This window comes from Pseudonocardia zijingensis (assembly GCF_042657305.1).
Classification (GTDB): domain Bacteria; phylum Actinomycetota; class Actinomycetes; order Mycobacteriales; family Pseudonocardiaceae; genus Pseudonocardia; species Pseudonocardia zijingensis.
The window spans coordinates 107,347-126,287 of sequence record NZ_JBHSKO010000022.1; the positions used below are offsets into that span (position 1 = coordinate 107,347).

Genomic DNA, 18,941 nt, shown 5'->3' on the forward strand with positions numbered 1-18,941 from the left:
AGGAGGAACCGTGTCACCCATCCCCACCGTGGGCAGGCGGCGCGCGCGGCTCGTCGCGCCCGTACTCGCCCTCCTGACGGCCACGGCGGCCGGCTGCGCGGCCGGCGACGACGCCAGCGCGGCCGCGGCACCCGCGAACCCCGCGCTCAGCTCCATCCAGTTCGTGAACCCGCTCCCCCACTACCCGACGTGGCGCCTGCTGGGCGACTGCATGGAGGAGCAGGCAGGGCAACGCGGCGTGCCGCTGCGGGAGAGCGGGCCGAGCGGGCAGACCATCGACTCCGGCGCGATGATCCAGCAGCTCCAACGGGCCATCGCCACGGGTGCCGGCGCGATCGTCACCCTGCCCGCCGGTGAGGGCTTCGCCCCGGTGCTGAAGCAGGCCCAGTCGAAGCAGATCGTCACCGGCACGTACTACGGGTCCGAGGGCCCCGACAGCGGAGCCGACGTCAACGCCGGGCCCGACTGGGGCACGATCGGCGAGCAGGTCGTCGGCGGGATCTCGGCCCTGCCCGGTCAACACGTGCTGGGGCTCGTCGCCGCGGCCGACACGGGCCTGGGCAAGGCGTGGCTGGACGGCATCAAGGCGGCTGCCGCGCGCACCGACAACGTGACGATCGCGGGCGAGGTCTACACCGGCGACGACGCCGCCAAGGCACTGCCGCAGGTCAACGCGTTGCTCGCGGCCCACCCGGACATCACCGACATCGCGACCCACATGGGCACGGTGACGCCGGGCGCGGTGGCGGCGATCAAGGCCAAGAACCTCACCGGCCGCACGTTCCTCACCGCCGTGGGCCACGACAACGGCGGCTCCGAGGCGATCGCGGAGGGCACGGCGAACCTGATGCTCCTGCAGGACGTGTGCGGCCTGGGCAAGGCGATGGTCGACCGCGTCGTCGACGTCGCCGAGGGCCGGGCGGCCGCGCCGATCCCGGTGGAGACCGTCGTCGTGGGAGCCGACGAGGTGCAGGGCTACCTGGCCCGGGGGTGGGTCTGATGGCGGTGGACGCACCACCCGCGCTGCGCCTGCGGGGCGTGCGCAAGTCGTTCGGTTCGGTCGCCGCGCTGGAGGACGTCGGGTTCGACGCCCACGCCGGTGAGGTGCACGCGATCGTCGGCGACAACGGGGCCGGCAAGTCGACCACCATCAAGATCATCACGGGCATCCACGCCGCCGACGCGGGTGACGTGCTCCTCCACGGCGAGCGCATGGCGCTGCGCCACTCCGCCGCGGACGCCCACGACCACGGGGTCTCGGTCGTGTACCAGGACCTCGCACTCGTCGAATGCCTCGACATCGCGCAGAACATGGCGCTGGGCAACCTGCCGCGCCGCTTCGGCGTCGTGCTCGACCGCAGACGGATGGAACGCGAGGCCGCGGCGGTGCTGCGCGCGCTGAAGGTGCGCGTCGGCGACGTCCGCACCCCGGTGGGCCTCCTGTCGGGCGGTCAGCGCCAGGTCGTCGCGATCGCCCGGGCGGTGCGCATGGACAAGCCGATCATCCTGCTGGACGAGCCCACCGCGGCGCTCGGCGTGCAGGAGACCGCGCACGTCGGCGAGATCATCGACGAGCTGAAGGCGGCGGGCAAGGCCGTGATCTGCGTGAGCCACGACCTCGACTTCGTGTTCCGGCACGCCGACAAGGTCACCGTGCTGCGGCTCGGCCGCACCGTCGGCACCCGAACCGTCGCCGACGTCACGCGCGACGAGGTCGTGGGCATGATCACCGGCGCCGTCGCGGGCGACGCGGCCACCGCCGAGGTGGGGCGGTGAGCGCCGTGCGCACCGGTGCCCCGTGGCAGGCCACCGGCCACCAGGGCTCCGCGGATCCGCGGCGCACCCGCGGCGAGCTGCTGCGCGACCTCCTGGCCCGCCAGGAGACCACCCTGCTGCTGGTCATCGTGGTGGTGGGGGCGCTCGCGGCGTCGCGGTCGAGCCTGTTCCTGGACGCCCAGAACCTCCTGGAGATCCTGCGCAGCAGCGTCATCTACTTCCTGGTGGGCTGCGGGGCCGCGATGCTGATCATCGGCGGCGGGCTCGACTTCTCCGCGGGCGCGGTGTTCACCCTCGCCGCGCTGATGGGCAGCACGATGCTGGTGTCCGAGGTGCCGTGGCCGATCGCCCTGCTCGGCGGGCTGGCGCTGGCCGCCCTCGTCGGTGTGGTCAACCACCTGGTGATCACGTACTGGCACGTGCCGCCGATCATCGCGACGCTGGGCGTGTTCTACCTCCTCAGCGGTGTCGACAACCTGGTCACCGGCGGCAACGACGTCCTCCCGCTTCCGCAGGTGATCCAGGACATCGGGCAGGGCAGCACCCTCGGGGTGCCGAACGTGGTGCTGATCGCGCTCGTCGTGGGCCTGCTGTTCTGGTTCCTGCTGGAGCAGACCCGCTTCGGCGTCAACGTCCGCGCCCTCGGCGGCAACCGCGCCGCCGCGGTCGCCAACGGGCTGCGCGTGCGGCGCATCGACCTCGCCCTGTACGTCCTCGCCGCGGGCACGGCCGGGCTGGCCGGGATCGTCTACTCGGCGCGCGTCGGGGCCGGTCAGGTCACGGCGGGCGGCACCAGCACCACCCTCATCGTCATCACCGCGGTGCTGATCGGCGGGGTGAGCCTCATGGGCGGCATGGGGTCGATCCAGGGCGTGGCCCTGGGCGCGGTGCTGCTGTCGCTGATCGACAACGCCCTCGTGCTCACCGAGATCCCCCCGCAGTACAACAGCATCGTCATCGGCACCATCCTGGTCACCGCCGTCGCGGTCGACCACGTCCGGCGCGAACGCATCTTCCGCAAACGCTGACGCCGCGGGCCACACCCTGCGCGGGGTAGGACAACGCGGGTGTGGCCCGTCCCCACCAGGGGTCCGAGGCTCGGGTCATCCGATCACCTCACCCCCTGCAGGAGGCGCGGCGTGGACCAGATCACGCTCGGCGACGTCACCGTGACGCGCGTCAAGGAGTACTACGGACCGGTCGGGATGAGCCCGGCCCAGTTCTTCCCGGACAGCCCGGAGGGCTCCTGGGACGAGCACCGCCACTGGCTGGAACCCGACTTCTGGGACGCCGAGAACGACGAGTGCCGGACGGCCCTCCAGACCTGGCTGCTGCGCAGCGAGGGCCGCACGATCCTCGTCGACACCGGCGTCGGCAACCACAAGGAACGCCCGTACGCGCCGGTCTGGAGCCGGCTGGACACGGACTTCCTGGACAACCTCGCGGCCGCCGGGGTGCGCCCGGAGGACGTCGACGTCGTGGTCAACACCCATCTGCACATCGACCACGTCGGCTGGAACACCGTGCTCGACGGCCGCTCCTGGGTGCCTACCTTCCCCAACGCCACCTACCTGGTGGCGCAGCGCGACTTCGATTTCTGGGACCCGGCGAACGGCCACCCGTCGGTGTTCGGCCGGGGCAACCAGAACGTCTTCGAGGACAGCGTCGCCCCCGTGCACGAGGCCGGGCTGATCCAGCTGTGGGACGACTCCTACCGGATCGACGCGAACCTGCGCCTCGAGCTGGCCCCCGGGCACACCCCCGGGTCGGCCGTGCTGGTGCTGGAGTCCGGGTCCGACAACGCCCTGTTCGTCGGCGACCTCGTGCACACCGCGCAGCAGCTCGTGGAGCCGCAGACCAACTCCTGCTTCTGCGAGGACCCCGTCCAGTCCCGGGCCACCCGGCGCACGCTGCTCGGCCGGGCCGCCGACACCACCGCGCTGGTGCTCCCCGCGCACCTGGGCGGCCACGGCGCCGCCGAGGTGGTGCGCGACGGGTCGAAGTTCGCGATCAAGGACTGGGCGGGCTTCTCCCGCATCGCATGAGCACCCACGCACCAGGGAGGAACCACCCCGTGCCCGACCAGGCAGACCCGATCGTGCGCATTCCGGCGGGCGCCGTGCGCGGCACCCGCGACGCCGCCGGCGAGCTCTACCGCGCCATCCCCTACGCGGCGGCCCCGACCGGCGCCGCCCGCTTCGCCCCGCCAGCACCGCACCCGGGCTGGTCCGGCGTGCGCGACGGCACGCAGGCCTCGCCGACCGCCCCGCAGCCGGTGCGCGACTTCGGCCGGCTCGACATGACCCCGTACTTCGGCCCCGGCTGGGTCCGCGGCGAGGAGTACCTGACGGTCGACGTCCGCACGCCCGCGGCCGACGGTGCCAAGCGCCCCGTGCTGGTGTTCGTGCACGGCGGCGGCTTCGTCACCGGCTCGAACCGGGCCGCGCTCTACGACGGCCGCGCCTTCGCCCGCGACGGCGTCGTCCTCGTGACGGTGAACTACCGCCTCGGCATCCCCGGCTTCCTCGACCTCGAGGGCGCCCCGGCCAACCGCGGGATGCTCGACGTGCTCGCGGCGCTCGCCTGGGTGCGCGACAACATCTCCGCGTTCGGCGGCGACCCGGACGCCGTCACGGTGGCCGGCCAGTCCGCGGGTGCCACGCTCGTCGGCGCCCTGCTCGCCTCGCCGCAGGCGAAGGGCCTGTTCCGGCGCGCGATCGTGCAGAGCGGGAGCGGCACCGGCGCCTTCACCCCGGAGCAGGCCGGGCGCGTCACCGCCGCCGCGGCCGCGGCCCTGGACGTGGCGCCCACCGCCGCGGCGTTCGCGCAGGTGCCGGACGAGCGTCTCGTGGAGGTGCTGCCCGCGCTGGCCGGGCTCGACCTGCGCACCGCGACCGCCACCGACCCCCTGGTCGGCCTCAGCCCCTTCAGCCTGGTGCTGCCGGAGCAGCCCGTCGACGCCCTCGCCGAGGGCCCGGCGGGCGAGGTCGACCTCCTGATCGGCACCACCACCGAGGAGGGGCACCTCTACCTGGTGCCGCAGGGGAAGTACGAGACGTCCACGGAGCAGGACGTGCTCGACCTGGCCGCCACGGTGCACGCCGACCCGCAGGCCCTCCTCGACCGGCACCGGCGCGCCCGGCCGGGCGCGAGCGCGGGTGTGCTGCGGTCCGCGGTGCTCGGGGAGGCGTTGTTCGGCGCGGGCACCGCGCGGATGACCGATGCCCACGCCCGGCTCTCCGGCGGGCGCACCCACGCCTACGCGTTCGGGCACCGCTCGACCGCGCTCGACGGGCGGCTGGGCGCCACCCACACCGTCGAGCTGCCCTATGTCTTCGACATCGCCGACGAGCCGTGGCTGCACGGCGACCGCGGTCTCCTCGGCCCAGATCCCGCGCCGGCCGGGCTCGCCGCCCGGGTGCACGGGGCGTGGGTGGCGTTCGCCTCGACCGGCGACCCGGGCTGGGCGCGCCACGACCCGCAGCGACCGGTCGTGGAGCTCCTCGGGGGATGACACGGCTCCGCCGGCGGGGTCAGAGGTCGGCGAGCAGCTCGCGGGCCCGCCGGCCGGCCCGATCGAGGTAGCGCTCGCCCGGGCACGCGGACGAACAACATCGACGGCACCGCGGCGGCGGGCGTGCTCATGGCCCGACCGCCGCGGGTGTGCGGCCGGTGTCGAGGACGCCCGCCAGCCGGGCGAGCGCGGCGGGCAGCACCCGGTAGTAGATCCACGTGCCGCGCCGCTCCCCGACGATCAGCTCCGCCTCGCGCAGCAGTTTCAGGTGGTGGGAGGTCGTCGGCCCGGACAGGTCGAACACCCCGGTCAGGTCGCACACGCAGGCCTCGCCGCCCTCGTGCGAGGCGATCAGCGACAGCGGGCGCAGGCGCACCGGCGGCTCTCGCGCCAGCGGCTCGTAGCACCCCTGATTCGACATCTCTCTACCTTGACAGCCATCAAAACAGAGAGCAACCTCCTGATTCGACAGCCATCGAGACAGGGAGGTCATGATGAGCGAGCCGAGGAGCGACGCGATGACCGAGCCCGGCGTCGCCGGGATCCGCGAGGCCGTGCGGGCCCGCTACGCCGCAGCGGCCACCGGGGCGGCGATCTGCTGCGGGCCGGCCGGCACCGCGCAACCGGTGTTCGGCGGGCAGCTCTACGACCCGGCCGAGGCGGCCGGCGCGCCCGCGGAGGCGGTGGCGGCGTCGATGGGTTGCGGCGTGCCGACCGCTGTGGCCGACCTGCATCCCGGCGAGGTCGTGCTCGACCTCGGCTCCGGCGCCGGGGCGGACGTGCTGATCTCCGCCCGGCGGGTCACGCCCGGCGGGCGGGCGATCGGGCTGGACATGACCGACGAGATGCTCGAGCTCGCGCGGCGCAACGCCGCGGAAGCCGGGGTGGACAACGCCGAGTTCCTCCACGGCTACCTGGAGGACGTCCCGCTGCCCGACGCGAGCGTCGACGTGGTCATCTCCAACTGCGTGATCAACCTCGCCGCCGACAAGTCCGTCGTGCTGCGGGAAGCGGCACGCGTACTCCGCCCCGGCGGGCGCCTCGCGGTGTCCGACGTGATCGCCGACCCCGACATGGACGCCGCCACCCGCGCCGACGTGGCGCAGTGGACCGGCTGCGTGGCCGGGGCCCTCACCCGCGAGCAGTACCGCACGGCCCTCACCGGCGCGGGCCTGCAGAACGTCGAGATCGTCGAGACGCACCGGGTGCACCCGCACGCCGCGTCGGCGATCGTGCGGGCACGCAAGCCCGAACGTCCGGGCGGGCCGAGCAGCACACCAGAGTGAACGGCCGACCCTCAAGTACTACTGATTCGCGCCACTCAGCACGAGCAGCACACCATGGCGGTCACCACGACCGCGAAGTACGCCTCGCGCGGACCAGGCGCTCGCGGCCACCACGCGGTCTCGCCGGCCGGGCCCGCCCCGGTGCCGTCACGCCTCGCCGCCGGCTGACGAAGCCGGCGCCTCGGTGGTCGGAGATGGTGGGCGCGGCAGGGTTCGAACCTGCGACCGCTCGGGTGTAAACCGAGTGCTCTCCCGCTGAGCTACGCGCCCTGTGCCGGGCCGCCGGGGCGGCCCGGCGGAGGTCAGGCGACCGACGCCAGTGCCTTCTTCCAGGCCTCCTGGTCGCGGGCCTCGCCGGGGGCGTTGACCTCGGCGAAGCGCACGACGCCGGTCTTGTCCACCAGGAACGTGCCGCGCACGGCCATGCCGCGGTCGGTGTTGAACACCCCGTAGGCCTGCGCCACCTCGCCGTGCGGCCAGAAGTCCGACAGCAACGGGAACTGGTAGCCCTCCTGGTTGGCCCAGGCCTTGAGGGCGAACACGTGGTCGACCGACACGCCGAGGACCTGGACGTCGTCGTTCTGGAACGTGCTCAGGTCGTCCCGGATCGCGCACAGCTCACCCGTGCAGATCCCGGAGAACGCGAACGGGTAGAAGACCACCAGCACGTTGCGGCTGCCGCGGAACGACGACAGCGTGACGTCCTGGTTGTTCTGGTCCTTGCAGGTGAAGTCGGGTGCTTCGGTGCCGACCTCGGGCGCCATGGGCAGATCTCCTCGATGGGTTCGAGCGGTGCCGTCCGGGGCAGCCTAGCCGGGTGGACCCGACCAGGAGCTCCGGTACGCCCCGCTCAGCGCCGCGATTTGGCCGCCGCCCTGGGCGCCACCAGGCGCGATCCCACCCATCCGTCGCTGACCGTGATGTTGGAGGTCTGCGAGAGCCCTGCCGTCGGCGCTGCCTCGGCGATCTCGCTGGGCTCCACGTGCCCGGGACGGCCCGTCTTGGGGGTGAGCACCCAGATCACGCCGTTCTCGGCCAGCGGGCCGATCGCGTTGATCAGGGCGTCGACGAGGTCCCCGTCTCCGTCCCTCCACCACATGAGAACGAGGTCGATGACGTCGTCGGCGTCCTCGTCGAGCAGCTCGTCGCCCGCTCTCTCCTCGACGGCGTCGCGCACCGCCTCGTCCACGTCGCTGTCCCAGCCGAGTTCCTGGACGACCATGCCCGGCTCGACGCCGAGCTTTCCCGCGATGTCGGACGTACGTCCGGCATCATCCGCGGCGACCACGCGTGTACCCCTTTGCCTCGTCCACTGCTCGTTGCCGGTGCCCTGTCCCCCGACCCCGGCCTCGTTGGTGGCGGAATCCGAACACGACGACTGCGCGGCGCGCAACCACTCGTTACGAGATCGAGCGCCGAGGGGCACGATAGGGGACGACAAGGACATGGACCCACTCAGCTAGAGCAAGGCAGGGAGATCCCTTGACCGGCCAGAACACCGACGGCAGTGCCCGGACCTCCGGGACGGGGCCGCGGCGCGTGCACGTCATCCGCGACGGGCTCGCCGCCCACCTGCCGGACATCGATCCCGAGGAGACGGCGGAGTGGCTCGACTCCTTCGACGCCGTCCTCGACGCGGCAGGGCAGCAGCGGGCCCGCTACCTCATGCTCCGCATGCTGCAGCGGGCGCGGGAGCGTCACGTCGGCGTACCGTCGCTGACCAGCACGGACTACGTCAACACCATCCCCACCGACCGCGAGCCGTGGTTCCCCGGCGACGAGGAGACCGAGCGGGCGTACCGCCGGTGGATCCGGTGGAACGCGGCGATGACGGTGCACCGCGCGCAGCGTCCGGGGATCGGGGTCGGCGGGCACATCTCGTCCTACGCCTCGTCCGCCACGCTCTACGAGGTCGGCTTCAATCACTTCTTCCGGGGAAAGGATCACCCGGGTGGGGGTGATCAGGTTTACATCCAGGGCCACGCCTCCCCGGGCATCTACGCCCGCGCGTACCTGGAGGGGCGGCTCTCGGAGGACCGGCTCGACGGGTTCCGCCAGGAGCTCTCGCACGGCGGGCCGGGCCACGGGCTGCCGTCGTACCCGCACCCGCGGCTGATGCCGGACTTCTGGGAGTTCCCCACGGTGTCGATGGGCCTCGGCCCGATGAACTCGATCATGCAGGCGCGGTTCAACCGCTACCTGCACGACCGGGGCATCCGCGACACGTCCGACCAGCACGTGTGGGCGTTCCTCGGCGACGGCGAGATGGACGAGCCGGAGTCACGCGGCCTGATCCACATCCCGGCCACGGAGGGCCTGGACAACCTCACGTTCGTCATCAACTGCAACCTGCAGCGCCTGGACGGCCCGGTCCGCGGCAACGGCAAGATCATCCAGGAGCTGGAGGCGTTCTTCCGGGGTGCCGGCTGGAACGTCATCAAGGTGATCTGGGGCCGGGAGTGGGACGCCCTGCTGCACGCCGACCGCGACGGCGCGCTGATCAACCTCATGAACAACACGCCCGACGGCGACTACCAGACCTACAAGGCCAACGACGGCGGGTACGTCCGGGAGCACTTCTTCGGGCGCGACCCGCGCACGAAGGCGCTCGTCGAGCCGATGACCGACGAGCAGATCTGGAACCTCAAGCGCGGCGGGCACGACTACCGCAAGGTCTACGCGGCGTACGCGGCGGCGCTGGAGCACCACGGCCAGCCCACGGTGATCCTCGCCAAGACCATCAAGGGCTACGGCGTGGGCCCGAGCTTCGCCGGGCGCAACGCCACCCACCAGATGAAGAAGCTCTCGCTCGCCGACCTCAAGCAGTTCCGCGACGAGCAGCGCATCCCGATCTCGGACGCCGCCCTCGAGCAGGACCCGTACCTGCCGCCGTACTACCACCCGGGGAAGGACGACGCGGCGATCCAGTACATGCTCGAGCGCAGGCGCCAGCTGGGCGGCCCGGTGCCGTCGCGGCGGGCCGCGTCGAAACCGCTGGTGCTGCCCGGCGACAAGGTCTACGACGTGGTGCGCAAGGGCTCCGGCAAGCAGGAGGTCGCCACCACGATGGCGTTCGTCCGGCTGCTGCGGGAGCTGGTGAAGGACCCCGAGATCGGGCACCGGTTCGTGCCGATCGTCCCGGACGAGGCACGCACGTTCGGGATGGACTCGATGTTCCCGACCCAGAAGATCTACAACCCGAACGGGCAGCAGTACACGTCCGTGGACGCCTCGCTCATGCTCGCCTACCGCGAGAGCGAGCAGGGCCAGCTGCTGCACGAGGGCATCAACGAGGCCGGGTCGGTGGGCTCGTTCACCGCGGCGGGCACCTCGTACGCCACGCACGGCGAGCCGATGATCCCGGTCTACGTCTTCTACTCGATGTTCGGGTTCCAGCGCACCGGCGACTCGATCTGGGCGGCCGCCGACCAGATGGCCCGAGGGTTCCTCATCGGCGCCACCGCGGGCCGCACCACCCTCACGGGTGAGGGCCTGCAGCACAACGACGGGCACTCGCTGCTGCTCGCTGCCACCAACCCGGCCGTCGTCGCCTACGACCCGGCGTTCTCGTTCGAGGTGGCGCACATCGTCAAGGACGGGCTGCGGCGCATGGTCGGCGAGGACGCCGAGAACGTCATCTACTACCTCACCGTCTACAACGAGCCCTACGTCCAGCCGGCCGAGCCGGAGGACCTCGACGTCGACGGGGTGCTGCGCGGCATCTACCGGTACGCGGCCAGCCCGCGGGCCGAGGGGCCGCAGGTGCGCCTGCTCGCGTCCGGGGTGGCGCTGCCGTGGGCCCTGCAGGCCCGCGACATGCTGGCCGAGCAGTGGGGCGTGGGGGCCGAGGTGTGGTCGGTGACGTCGTGGGGCGAGCTGCGCCGCGACGGGGTCGAGTGCGAGCAGCACAACCTGCTGCACCCCGACGCCGAGCAGCGCGTCCCCTACATCACCCGCGCCCTGGGCGAGGGCGGCCCGGTGGTGGCCACCTCGGACTGGATGCGGGCGCTGCCCGACCTCGTGCGCCAGTGGGTACCCGCCCCGTTCACCAGCCTCGGCACCGACGGGTTCGGCCTGTCCGACACCCGCCCGGCCGTGCGCAGGCACTTCAACGTCGACGCCGAATCCATCACCGTGGCGGCGCTGGCGTCGCTCGCGGCACGCGGCGAGTTCGACCGCGCAGCGGTGGCCGAGGCCGCCGCGAAGTACCGGATCGACGATCCGCAGGCGGCCGGACCGCAGACGAGCGACAGCGGCGTGGCGTGAGAAAAAGGTGAAAAAGGCTGGTCATTGGCTCTCGGCAGGGACGCCCGAACACGATACGCTCCGGCGCGACGCCGGCCGCGGGTGATCGTGTACGGCGTCCCGACCGGGGCGCGGACCGTTGAGCGCCAGGCGGCGCGAGGCCGGGGGCAGTGCCCCGGCACCAGGCACGAGGAGAGCTGGAATGGCAGAGGGCACCGTCAAGTGGTTCAACAGCGAGAAGGGCTACGGCTTCCTCGCTCCTGACGGTGGTGGTGCAGACGTGTTCGTGCACTACTCGGCGATCCAGAAGAACGGCTACAAGAGCCTCGACGAGGGCGAGCGGGTGTCGTTCGACATCGAGCAGGGGCAGAAGGGTCCGCAGGCCACCAAGGTCACTCCGCTCGGCTGAGAGCCGATTTCACACTAAGCAGGTTCCCCGCGCTCCGGCGCGGGTGGAGCGGGGCGTGCGATGCTGCCCCGCGTGACCGACGACGGGGCATCCACCTCCTCCAGGGTGTCCCCGGCCACTCTGCGCAAGCTCGAGCTGGCCGCGGGCGACCTGGCAGGTGCCTGTCTCACGGCGATGGCGCGATGCCACCCCTGGTTCGCGCGGCTGTCGGCTGATCTGCGTGCGGGCGTGCAGCTCGTCACGCAGACGGGCGTCGCCAACTTCGTCGCGTGGATGGGCAAGCAGGGTGTCGCCGGTTCGCTCGGAGCACCCCGGCTCACCGCCGAGGCGTTCCGGATCGCCCCGCGCGATCTCGCACGGCGGTTGACGCTGTCGCAGACCGTCGACCTCGTCCGGATCGCCACCGAGGTCTTCGAGGAGCAGTTGCCGCCGCTCGCCGCCGACGAGGCCGAGCGACGGGCGCTCGTCGAGGGCGTGCTGCGGTTCGGCCGCGAGATCGCGTTCGCGGCTGCCACCGTGTACGCGGGCGAGGCGGAGAGCCGTGGCGCGTGGGACGCGCGGGTGGAGGCGCTCGTCGTCGACGCCGTGGTCCGCGGGCCGCGCGTGGTGTCCGGCAGCACGGCGCGCAGCTGGTCCGACGGGCTCGTGTCGCGGGCGTCCGCGCTCGGCTGGGACCCTACCGAGCCGCTGCGGGTGGTCGTCGGCAGCCCGGCCCCGGAGGCCCACGAGGCATTGCTGTCCGAGGTGCGCCGCGAGGCGGACCGCTCGGGCCAGTCGGTGCTGGTGGGGGTGCAGGGCAACCGTCTCGTCGTGCTGCTCTCCGAGCCGCCGGGGCTGGACACCGGCGGCGACATCGGCACGGTCGTGGAGGCGTTCGGCGAGGGTCCGGTGGTCGTGGGCCCGCGGGCCGCCGACCTGCCCGGGGCACACGCCAGCGCCCGCGACGCGTTCGCCGGCCTGCGCGCCGCTCCCGCGCGCCCGGGCGCACCCCGGCCCGTCGCCGCCGACGACCTGCTGCCCGAGCGCGCGCTCGCCGGCGACCAGGTGGCGCACCGCAGGCTCGTCACGGGTGTGGTCGAGCCGGTCGCCGCGGCCGGCGGGGAGCTGCTGGCCACCCTGGAGGCCTTCCTGGAGAGCGGCAGCGCGCTGGAGGCGTGCGCGCGCACGCTCTACGTGCACCCCAACACCGTGAGGTACCGGCTACGGCGCGTGAGCGAGCTCACCGGCCTGCGCCCCACCGATCCGCGCGACGCGTTCGTGCTCCGCATCGCCGTGCTCGCGGCCCGGCTCGACGCGGGCGGCGAGCCGTCGAACGGCTCCTGAGCTGCGAGCATCCCACAACGCGGTGTCCACGACGCGCAGGCCGGAGCGATCATCGCCATCCCGTCTTTGGAGGAAACCTCCAAAACCTTCGTCCGGAGTTCGTGGAGGCGAGGCATTCCGGCACCCCGCCCCGGCCCGGTTTGCTACGTGCCGTGATCGCCCTGCTCGCACCCGGCCAGGGATCTCAGACCCCGGGCATGCTCGCCCCGTGGCTCGACGACCCCGCGGCCGAGGAAACCCTCGCCCGATGGTCCGACGCCACCGGTCTCGACCTGCGCCGGCTCGGCACCGACGCAGGCGCTGACGAGATCAAGGACACCGCCGTCACCCAGCCGCTGGTGGTCGCGAGCGCGCTGCTGGCCGCCACCCGCCTCATCGACCGCATCGGCACCGGGCTGCCCGCCGCAGCTCCCGCCGCCGGGCACTCGGTCGGGGAACTCGCCGCCGCCGCGGTGGCCGAGGTCCTCTCCCCCGATGCGGCCGTGTCGCTGGCCGCCGTGCGCGGCCGGGAGATGGCCGCCGCATGCGCGCTCGCCCCGACGGGTATGAGTGCGGTGCTCGGTGGGAAACCCGACGAGGTGCTCGCCAGGCTCGCCGAGCTGGGTCTCGACCCGGCCAACCGGAACGGGGCGGGGCAGGTCGTCGCGGCCGGACCGGAGTCCGCTCTCGCCGAACTCGCCGCCGCGCCACCCGAGCGCGCCCGCGTCATCCCGCTCCCGGTGGCCGGGGCGTTCCACACCCGCTTCATGGCACCGGCCGAGGACGCGATGCGCGCCCACGCCGAGGGCGTCACCCCGGCCGACCCGGTGCGCCCGCTGCTGTCCAACGCCGACGGCGAGGTCGTCACCAACGGCGCCGAGGCGCTGCGGCGACTCGTCGCGCAGGTCACCAAGCCGGTGCGCTGGGACGCGTGCATGGCGCGCCTGCGCGAGCTCGGCATCACCGCGGTGATCGAGCTGCCGCCTGCGGGCACGCTCGTGGGGCTCGTCAAGCGTGAGCTCAAGGGCACCGTGACGCTCGCCCTGAAGACCCCTGACGACCTCGACAAGGCCGTCGACCTCATCACCGAGCACGCGGGAGCCGACACGTGAGCCCGAACCGACAGATCACGCTCCGCACCGCCCGTCCCGCCGCAGGCGCTCGCCTCCTCGGCCTGGGCAGCACGCAGCCCGAGAACGTCGTCACCAACGACGACCTCGCCCAGCGCATGGACACCAACGACCAGTGGATCCGCGAGCGGGTCGGCATCGAGAGCCGGCGCATCGCGGAGGAGGGCACGCTGCTGGTCGACATGGCCGCCGAGGCCGGCTCGCGCGCGGTGAAGGACTCCGGCCTCGCCCCCACCGAGATCGACACGGTGCTGGTGGCCACCTGCACCATGCCCAACGGGATCCCGAACGCCGCCGCGCAGACCGCCGAGCGCATCGGCATCCCGGCGCCCGGCGCGTTCGACCTCAACGCCGCCTGCGCCGGCTTCTCCTACGGCGTCGGCATGGGGGCCGACCTGGTGCGGGCCGGGTCCTCGCGCCACGTGCTCGTGATCGGCGCCGAGAAGCTGTCGGACTGGATCGACTGGACCGACCGCTCCACCGCGATCATCTTCGCCGACGGGGCGGGTGCCGTGGTGCTGGGCCCGGCAGCCGACGAGTCGTCGGTGGGCGTCGGCCCGCTCACGTGGGGCAGCGCGGGCGACATGGCGCAGACCATCCACATCAACCCCGAGACCAAGGCGCTGGCCCAGGAGGGGCAGGCGGTCTTCCGCTGGGCCACCACCAAGATCGCCCCGGTGGCGTTGAAGGCCATCGAGCAGGCCGGGCTCACGCCCGCCGACATCGACGTCTTCGTGCCGCACCAGGCCAACCTGCGCATCGTGGACGCCGTCGCCCGGCGCCTGCGCAAGGAAGGTGCCCGCGAGGACATGGTCGTGGCCGACGACATCGTCCACTCCGGCAACACCTCGTCGGCGTCGATCCCGCTCGCCATGGACCACATGCGCGCCGACGGGCGCATGCGCTCGGGCGACGTCGCGCTGCTCGCCGGGTTCGGCGCGGGCCTGTCCTTCGCCGCCCAGGTCGTCATCTGTCCCTAGGATCCGCTCGCTACGCCGAGTACCAGACCCCGAAGCCCCCACAGAAGGAGAGAACACCGTGGCCGACAACACCGAGATCCTCAGCGGGCTCGCCGAGATCGTCGAGGAGGTCGCCGGCATCGACACCGCCGAGGTGTCGGCCGAGAAGTCCTTCGTCGACGACCTGGACATCGACTCGCTGTCGATGGTCGAGATCGCCGTGCAGGCCGAGGACAAGTTCGGCGTGAAGATCCCCGACGACCAGCTCGCCGAGCTGAAGACCGTCGGTGACGCCGTCGACTACATCCAGAAGAACCAGTGACCTCCCAGGTCGAGGTCGTCGTCACCGGGCTCGGCGCGACGACCCCGCTCGGTGGGGACGTCGCATCGACCTGGGACGCCATGCTGTCCGGTCGTTCCGGCGTGCGCCGCATCGACGACGACGAGCACGAGTGGGTGCAGCGCCACGACCTCCCGGTCAAGATCGCCGCGCCGCTCGCGGTCGCGCCGACGGAGGTGCTGCCGCGCGTCAAGGCCCGGCGCCTCGACCGCTGCGAGCAGGTCGCCATGGTCGCCGCAAAGGAAGCCTGGGAGCACGCCGGTCTGGGTGAGCCGGGCGACCAGGTCGACCCGGAGCGGCTCGCGGTCGTGATCGGCACCGGGATCGGTGGCGCGGTCACCCTGCTCGACCAGGACGACCTCCTCGAGCGGGACGGCCTGCGCAAGGTCTCCCCGCTCACCGTGCCGATGCTGATGCCCAACGGCCCCGCGGCCTGGGTGAGCATCGAGTACGGGGCCCGCGGCGGCGTGCACGCGCCGGTCTCGGCGTGCGCATCCGGGGCGGAGGCGCTGTCCTGGGCGCTGACCCTCCTGCGCAGCGGCGAGGTCGACGTGGTGCTCGCCGGCGGTGCCGAGGCCTGCATCACCGGCATCACCGTGGCCGGGTTCGTGCAGGCCCGCACGCTCTCGCAGCGCAACGACGAGCCGGAGCGCGCGTCCCGCCCGTTCGACACCGCGCGCGACGGGTTCGTGCTCGGTGAGGGCGCGGGTGTGCTGGTGCTGGAACGGGCCGAGCACGCCGCGGCCCGCGGCGCCACCGTGCACGGCCGCCTCGCGGGCGCAGGGCTCACCGCCGACGCCTACCACATCACCGGCCCCGAGCCCGAGGGCCTCGGGCAGTCGCGCGCCATCGCGAAGGCGGTGCGCGACGCGGGGTTGGACCCGTCGGACGTCGGGCACGTCAACTGCCACGCCACCTCCACGGTGGCCGGCGACGTGGGCGAGACCCGGGCCGTCCGCACGGCGATCGGGGACCACCCGGTGCTCACGGCACCGAAGTCGGCGCTGGGGCACCTCGTGGGCGCCGCGGGCGCCGTCGAGAGCATCATCACCCTGCTCTCGGTGAAGGAGGGGGTCATCCCGGCCACCCTCAACCTCGAGAACCTGGACCCCGGCGTCGAGCTGGACGTGGTGGCGGGCGAGCCGCGCAAGATGGAGCTCACCGCGGCCGTGTGCGACTCGTTCGGCTTCGGCGGCCACAACGCGGCCGTCGCCTTCACGAAGCCCTGAACGGTCTAGCAGGCCTCCCGCCCGGAACTGCCGCCCCCGGTCACGTCGATCAGGGGCGGCGTTCCGCGCATCGGAAGCGTGGAACGCCAGCAGATGCGTTCCACCCGCAGGTCGGCGGGCGCGTTCTCCGGTGACTGCATGCTGATGAACCGCACCCGCACCAGCAGCCCGCCCTCCGGGTCGGGGTCGATGCGGTCCACCCGGATCGAGCCGTCGCGCGTGGTGGAGTAGGCCTCCTGCCACTCCTTCTCGCCCAGCGCCGCCGCCCGTGCCGGCACCACGGTGGCGCGCCACTGCATGTAGTTGCGCGCGTTGATCGCGTCGTAGTGCCGCTGCAGCTGCTCACGCACGGCCTCGGCGTTCGGGTCGGCGGCCGCGCCCGCCGAGAGCTCCACCTCGTCCGAGCCGACCCCCTGGTTGGGCAGCTCGGGCACCGCCGCCCGTCCGCGGGAGGCGAGCGCCGCGGCGCCGCCGACGATCACCACCGCCGCGAGGACGATCGCGACGACCGCCGTCGCCGTCCGCGTCACCGGATCACGCCACGTTCGTGCACCGCAGACCCCCTCCGGTCCCGTTCGTGATCAGTTTGCCAAACGGGTGCCAGGGGCCTAGTGCACTCCCTCCATGTGCCTGCTGATCCACGGGGTGAACGCCAGCAGCACCACGCCGATCGCGATCACCACCACCCCGTTCAGGCCGAAGTACGCGAACTCGGAGTCGACCGAGTAGAACTGCGCGAGCACCCCGGACATCGAGGTGCCCAGGCCCACCGAGAAGAAGTACAGCGCCATCATCTGCGCGCGGAACGACTCGGGGGCGAGCTTCGTGGTGACCGACAGGCCGATCGGCGACAGCAGGAGCTCCGACACCGCGAACACGCCCAGGATCGCCAGCACGGCGACGGCGGGCGTCGAGGGCCCCGTGCCGCCCGCGAAGATCAGGAACAGCAGGAACGCCACGCCCATCCCGATCACGCCGTACGCGAACTTGCGCGGTGTGGTCGGGGCGCGCCGGTCCAGCCGGGTCCAGACCGCCGCGAACACCGGCGACAGCACGATGATCCAGATCGGCTCCAGGGACCCGATCCACGACGAGGGCGCCGTCCATCCGAGGATGTTCCAGTCCATCCGCTCGTCGGAGTACACCGCGAGCACCGTGAAGATCTGCTGGAACAGCGACCAGAAAGCCGCGTTCGCGATGAAGAGCGGGATGTAGGCGCGCACCTTCGTGCGCTCCGGCGCGGTCACCTTCGGGCTCGCGAGCATCGTGGCGAAGTACGCGATCGACGCGAGCACCAGCACCACGCTGATCACCCGCGGCAGCGCGGCCAGCGGCACGACGCCGGTGAGCGCCACGACCGCGATCACCACGGCGATCGCGATCCCGATCCCGATCGCCTTCGGCCGGGCCGCGGCCGGGAGCGGGTTGGGCGCCTCCCGTCCGGCCGTGCCGAGGTTGCGCCGGAACGCCGCGTACTGGGTGAGGCCCAGCGCCATCCCGAGGGCCGCGGCGCCGAAGCCGACGTGGAACCCGATCGAGTCCTGCAGCAGGCCGGTGATCAGCGGGCCGACGAACGCACCGAGGTTGATGCCCAGGTAGAAGAGCGTGAACCCGCCGTCGGCGCGCGGGTCGCCCTTCGCGTAGAGGGTGCCGAGAAGCGACGACGCGTTGGCCTTCAACGCCCCGCTGCCCAGCGCCACCAGGGCGAGGCCGGCCGCCACCCCGGTCAGGCCCGGCAGCACCGCGAGCGCGAGGTGGCCCAGCATCACGACGACGCCGCCGTAGAAGACCATGCGCTCCATGCCGAGCACGCGGTCGGCGAGCCAGCCGCCCAGCACCGTGCTGAGGTAGACCGTGCCGCCGTAGGCGCCGACGATGCCGGTCGCGGTGGCCTGCGGCAGCCCGAGGCCGCCCTGCTCCAGGCTGTAGTACAGGTAGTAGCCCAGGATCAGGACCATGCCGTAGTACGAGAAGCGTTCCCACAGCTCCACGCCGAACAGGTTGGTGAGCCCGATGGGGTGGCCGAACACGGTGCGGTTCGGCACGCCGACGGGCTGCGCGGTCTCGCTCACCGTCGCCTTCTTTCCGCTCGAGGACCCGGCGGAGGGTCGCCCCGCCGTGCATTCGGAGCAATGCTAAGCCTCGAACGGAGCAGGAGGCCGGGTCAGCCCACCTGATGCAGGAGCGTGACGGCGGCGCCGTCGCCGGCCAGCCGGAAGGGCTCGAGCGCGTCGTCCCACGCCGTGCCGAGCAGCTCCTGCATCCGCCCCGCGAGCCGGCTCGCGGGCACCTCCTCGAGGAGACTGCGCAACCGGTCCTCGCCCACCACGATGTCACCGTTGGCGCTCGTGCGCCCGGTCCACAACCCGAGCGTCGGGACGTGGCAGAACCGCTCGCCGTCCACGCCGGGGCTCGGCTCCTCGGTCACCTCGAACCGCAACATCGGCCACGCGCGCAACGCGCCCGCCAGCGCACCACCGCTCCCGGCAGGCCCGGTCCAGGTGCACTCGGCACGCAGCTGGCCGGGCGCAGCGGGTTGCGGGGACCACTGCAGCGCGACCTTGGTGCCGAGCACGCCCGAGATCGCCCACTCGACGTGCGGGCAGACCGCAGTCGGCGACGAGTGGACGAAGACCACGCCGCGTGCGTTCACTGCAGACCTCCAACGTCGACGAGGAACGTCTTCCCCTACGCCCTCGCGCGCTGTGTCCGCCGATCTCGGTTGTGGGTGATCAGTCTGCCCGCAACCCC

The 18,941-nt window shown here is 72.6% G+C and carries 19 protein-coding genes and 1 tRNA gene; 13 read left to right on the forward strand and 7 right to left on the reverse strand.

The window, feature by feature from the left end:
• Positions 1-10: 10 nt before the first annotated feature.
• The 5 genes from ACFPL3_RS31855 (at position 11) to ACFPL3_RS31875 (ending at position 5,290) form a co-directional block, all read left to right on the forward strand.
• Positions 11-1,000, forward strand: coding sequence for a sugar ABC transporter substrate-binding protein (locus ACFPL3_RS31855; protein ID WP_343941521.1), 990 nt, complete (start codon positions 11-13; stop codon positions 998-1,000).
• On the forward strand, positions 1,000-1,776 hold the full coding sequence (locus ACFPL3_RS31860) for an ATP-binding cassette domain-containing protein (protein WP_343941522.1): 777 nt from the start codon (positions 1,000-1,002) through the stop codon (positions 1,774-1,776). Before ACFPL3_RS31855 ends, ACFPL3_RS31860 begins: the two co-directional genes overlap by 1 nt.
• Positions 1,773-2,804 (forward strand): ABC transporter permease, encoded by a 1,032-nt coding sequence (locus tag ACFPL3_RS31865; RefSeq protein ID WP_343941523.1) that lies wholly within the window; start codon positions 1,773-1,775, stop codon positions 2,802-2,804. Before ACFPL3_RS31860 ends, ACFPL3_RS31865 begins: the two co-directional genes overlap by 4 nt.
• Before the next feature lie 111 nt (positions 2,805-2,915).
• Positions 2,916-3,821, forward strand: coding sequence for an MBL fold metallo-hydrolase (locus tag ACFPL3_RS31870; RefSeq protein WP_343941524.1), 906 nt, complete (start codon positions 2,916-2,918; stop codon positions 3,819-3,821).
• A gap of 29 nt (positions 3,822-3,850) precedes the next feature.
• Positions 3,851-5,290: a carboxylesterase/lipase family protein gene (locus ACFPL3_RS31875; protein WP_343941525.1), complete on the forward strand. Its 1,440-nt coding sequence runs from the start codon at positions 3,851-3,853 to the stop codon at positions 5,288-5,290.
• Between the two features lie 127 nt (positions 5,291-5,417).
• Here ACFPL3_RS31875 and ACFPL3_RS31880 read toward each other — a convergent pair whose 3' ends face one another.
• Positions 5,418-5,711: an ArsR/SmtB family transcription factor gene (locus tag ACFPL3_RS31880; RefSeq protein WP_343941526.1), complete on the reverse strand. Its 294-nt coding sequence runs from the start codon at positions 5,709-5,711 to the stop codon at positions 5,418-5,420.
• A gap of 97 nt (positions 5,712-5,808) precedes the next feature.
• Between ACFPL3_RS31880 and arsM the strand changes: the two genes are divergently transcribed.
• Positions 5,809-6,576, forward strand: a complete 768-nt coding sequence (gene arsM, locus ACFPL3_RS31885; RefSeq protein WP_343941527.1) for an arsenite methyltransferase — start codon at positions 5,809-5,811, stop codon at positions 6,574-6,576.
• A 195-nt stretch (positions 6,577-6,771) separates the two neighbouring features.
• Here arsM and ACFPL3_RS31890 read toward each other — a convergent pair.
• The 3 genes from ACFPL3_RS31890 to ACFPL3_RS31900 all read right to left on the reverse strand — a co-directional run bounded on the left by ACFPL3_RS31890 (position 6,772) and on the right by ACFPL3_RS31900 (position 7,864).
• A tRNA-Val gene (locus tag ACFPL3_RS31890) sits at positions 6,772-6,846 on the reverse strand.
• Between the two features lie 32 nt (positions 6,847-6,878).
• Positions 6,879-7,340 (reverse strand): peroxiredoxin, encoded by a 462-nt coding sequence (locus ACFPL3_RS31895; protein WP_343941528.1) that lies wholly within the window; start codon positions 7,338-7,340, stop codon positions 6,879-6,881.
• A gap of 86 nt (positions 7,341-7,426) precedes the next feature.
• Positions 7,427-7,864: a DUF3052 domain-containing protein gene (locus ACFPL3_RS31900; RefSeq protein WP_343941529.1), complete on the reverse strand. Its 438-nt coding sequence runs from the start codon at positions 7,862-7,864 to the stop codon at positions 7,427-7,429.
• A 194-nt stretch (positions 7,865-8,058) separates the two neighbouring features.
• Here ACFPL3_RS31900 and aceE point away from each other — a divergent pair, with 194 nt between their 5' ends.
• From aceE to ACFPL3_RS31935, 7 genes are all read left to right on the forward strand, one after another.
• Positions 8,059-10,842 carry a pyruvate dehydrogenase (acetyl-transferring), homodimeric type gene (gene aceE, locus ACFPL3_RS31905; protein ID WP_343941530.1) on the forward strand — a complete coding sequence of 928 codons (2,784 nt, stop codon included), beginning with the start codon at positions 8,059-8,061 and terminating at the stop codon, positions 10,840-10,842.
• 181 nt (positions 10,843-11,023) lie between these two features.
• Positions 11,024-11,230: a cold-shock protein gene (locus ACFPL3_RS31910; RefSeq protein WP_343941531.1), complete on the forward strand. Its 207-nt coding sequence runs from the start codon at positions 11,024-11,026 to the stop codon at positions 11,228-11,230.
• A gap of 60 nt (positions 11,231-11,290) precedes the next feature.
• Positions 11,291-12,553 carry a PucR family transcriptional regulator gene (locus ACFPL3_RS31915; protein ID WP_379589918.1) on the forward strand — a complete coding sequence of 421 codons (1,263 nt, stop codon included), beginning with the start codon at positions 11,291-11,293 and terminating at the stop codon, positions 12,551-12,553.
• A gap of 152 nt (positions 12,554-12,705) precedes the next feature.
• The gene (locus tag ACFPL3_RS31920; protein WP_343941533.1) at positions 12,706-13,644 is read left to right on the forward strand and encodes an ACP S-malonyltransferase; all 939 of its coding nucleotides are present in this window, start codon (positions 12,706-12,708) and stop codon (positions 13,642-13,644) included.
• Positions 13,641-14,642 (forward strand): beta-ketoacyl-ACP synthase III, encoded by a 1,002-nt coding sequence (locus ACFPL3_RS31925; protein ID WP_343941534.1) that lies wholly within the window; start codon positions 13,641-13,643, stop codon positions 14,640-14,642. Before ACFPL3_RS31920 ends, ACFPL3_RS31925 begins: the two co-directional genes overlap by 4 nt.
• 58 nt (positions 14,643-14,700) lie before the next feature.
• Positions 14,701-14,943, forward strand: a complete 243-nt coding sequence (locus ACFPL3_RS31930) for an acyl carrier protein (RefSeq protein WP_094925099.1) — start codon at positions 14,701-14,703, stop codon at positions 14,941-14,943.
• Positions 14,940-16,190 carry a beta-ketoacyl-[acyl-carrier-protein] synthase family protein gene (locus ACFPL3_RS31935; protein ID WP_343941535.1) on the forward strand — a complete coding sequence of 417 codons (1,251 nt, stop codon included), beginning with the start codon at positions 14,940-14,942 and terminating at the stop codon, positions 16,188-16,190. Before ACFPL3_RS31930 ends, ACFPL3_RS31935 begins: the two co-directional genes overlap by 4 nt.
• Positions 16,191-16,195: 5 nt before the next feature.
• Here the strand turns inward: ACFPL3_RS31935 and ACFPL3_RS31940 are convergent, their stop codons facing one another.
• The 3 genes from ACFPL3_RS31940 to ACFPL3_RS31950 form a co-directional block, all read right to left on the reverse strand.
• Positions 16,196-16,720: a hypothetical protein gene (locus ACFPL3_RS31940; protein WP_343941536.1), complete on the reverse strand. Its 525-nt coding sequence runs from the start codon at positions 16,718-16,720 to the stop codon at positions 16,196-16,198.
• 78 nt (positions 16,721-16,798) lie between these two features.
• Positions 16,799-18,262, reverse strand: a complete 1,464-nt coding sequence (locus ACFPL3_RS31945; protein WP_343941537.1) for a peptide MFS transporter — start codon at positions 18,260-18,262, stop codon at positions 16,799-16,801.
• A 92-nt stretch (positions 18,263-18,354) separates the two neighbouring features.
• Positions 18,355-18,843 (reverse strand): DUF3145 domain-containing protein, encoded by a 489-nt coding sequence (locus tag ACFPL3_RS31950; protein WP_343941538.1) that lies wholly within the window; start codon positions 18,841-18,843, stop codon positions 18,355-18,357.
• Between the last annotated feature and the right edge of the window lie 98 nt (positions 18,844-18,941).

Coding starts and splice junctions, on each gene's coding strand:
- arsM (WP_343941527.1), top strand. CDS start 5,809: ATGACCGAGCCCGGCGTCGCCGGGATCCGCGAGGCCGTGCGGGCCCGC.
- ACFPL3_RS31915 (WP_379589918.1), top strand. CDS start 11,291: ATGCTGCCCCGCGTGACCGACGACGGGGCATCCACCTCCTCCAGGGTG.
- ACFPL3_RS31910 (WP_343941531.1), top strand. CDS start 11,024: ATGGCAGAGGGCACCGTCAAGTGGTTCAACAGCGAGAAGGGCTACGGC.
- ACFPL3_RS31860 (WP_343941522.1), top strand. CDS start 1,000: ATGGCGGTGGACGCACCACCCGCGCTGCGCCTGCGGGGCGTGCGCAAG.
- ACFPL3_RS31880 (WP_343941526.1), bottom strand. CDS start 5,711: ATGTCGAATCAGGGGTGCTACGAGCCGCTGGCGCGAGAGCCGCCGGTG.
- ACFPL3_RS31895 (WP_343941528.1), bottom strand. CDS start 7,340: ATGGCGCCCGAGGTCGGCACCGAAGCACCCGACTTCACCTGCAAGGAC.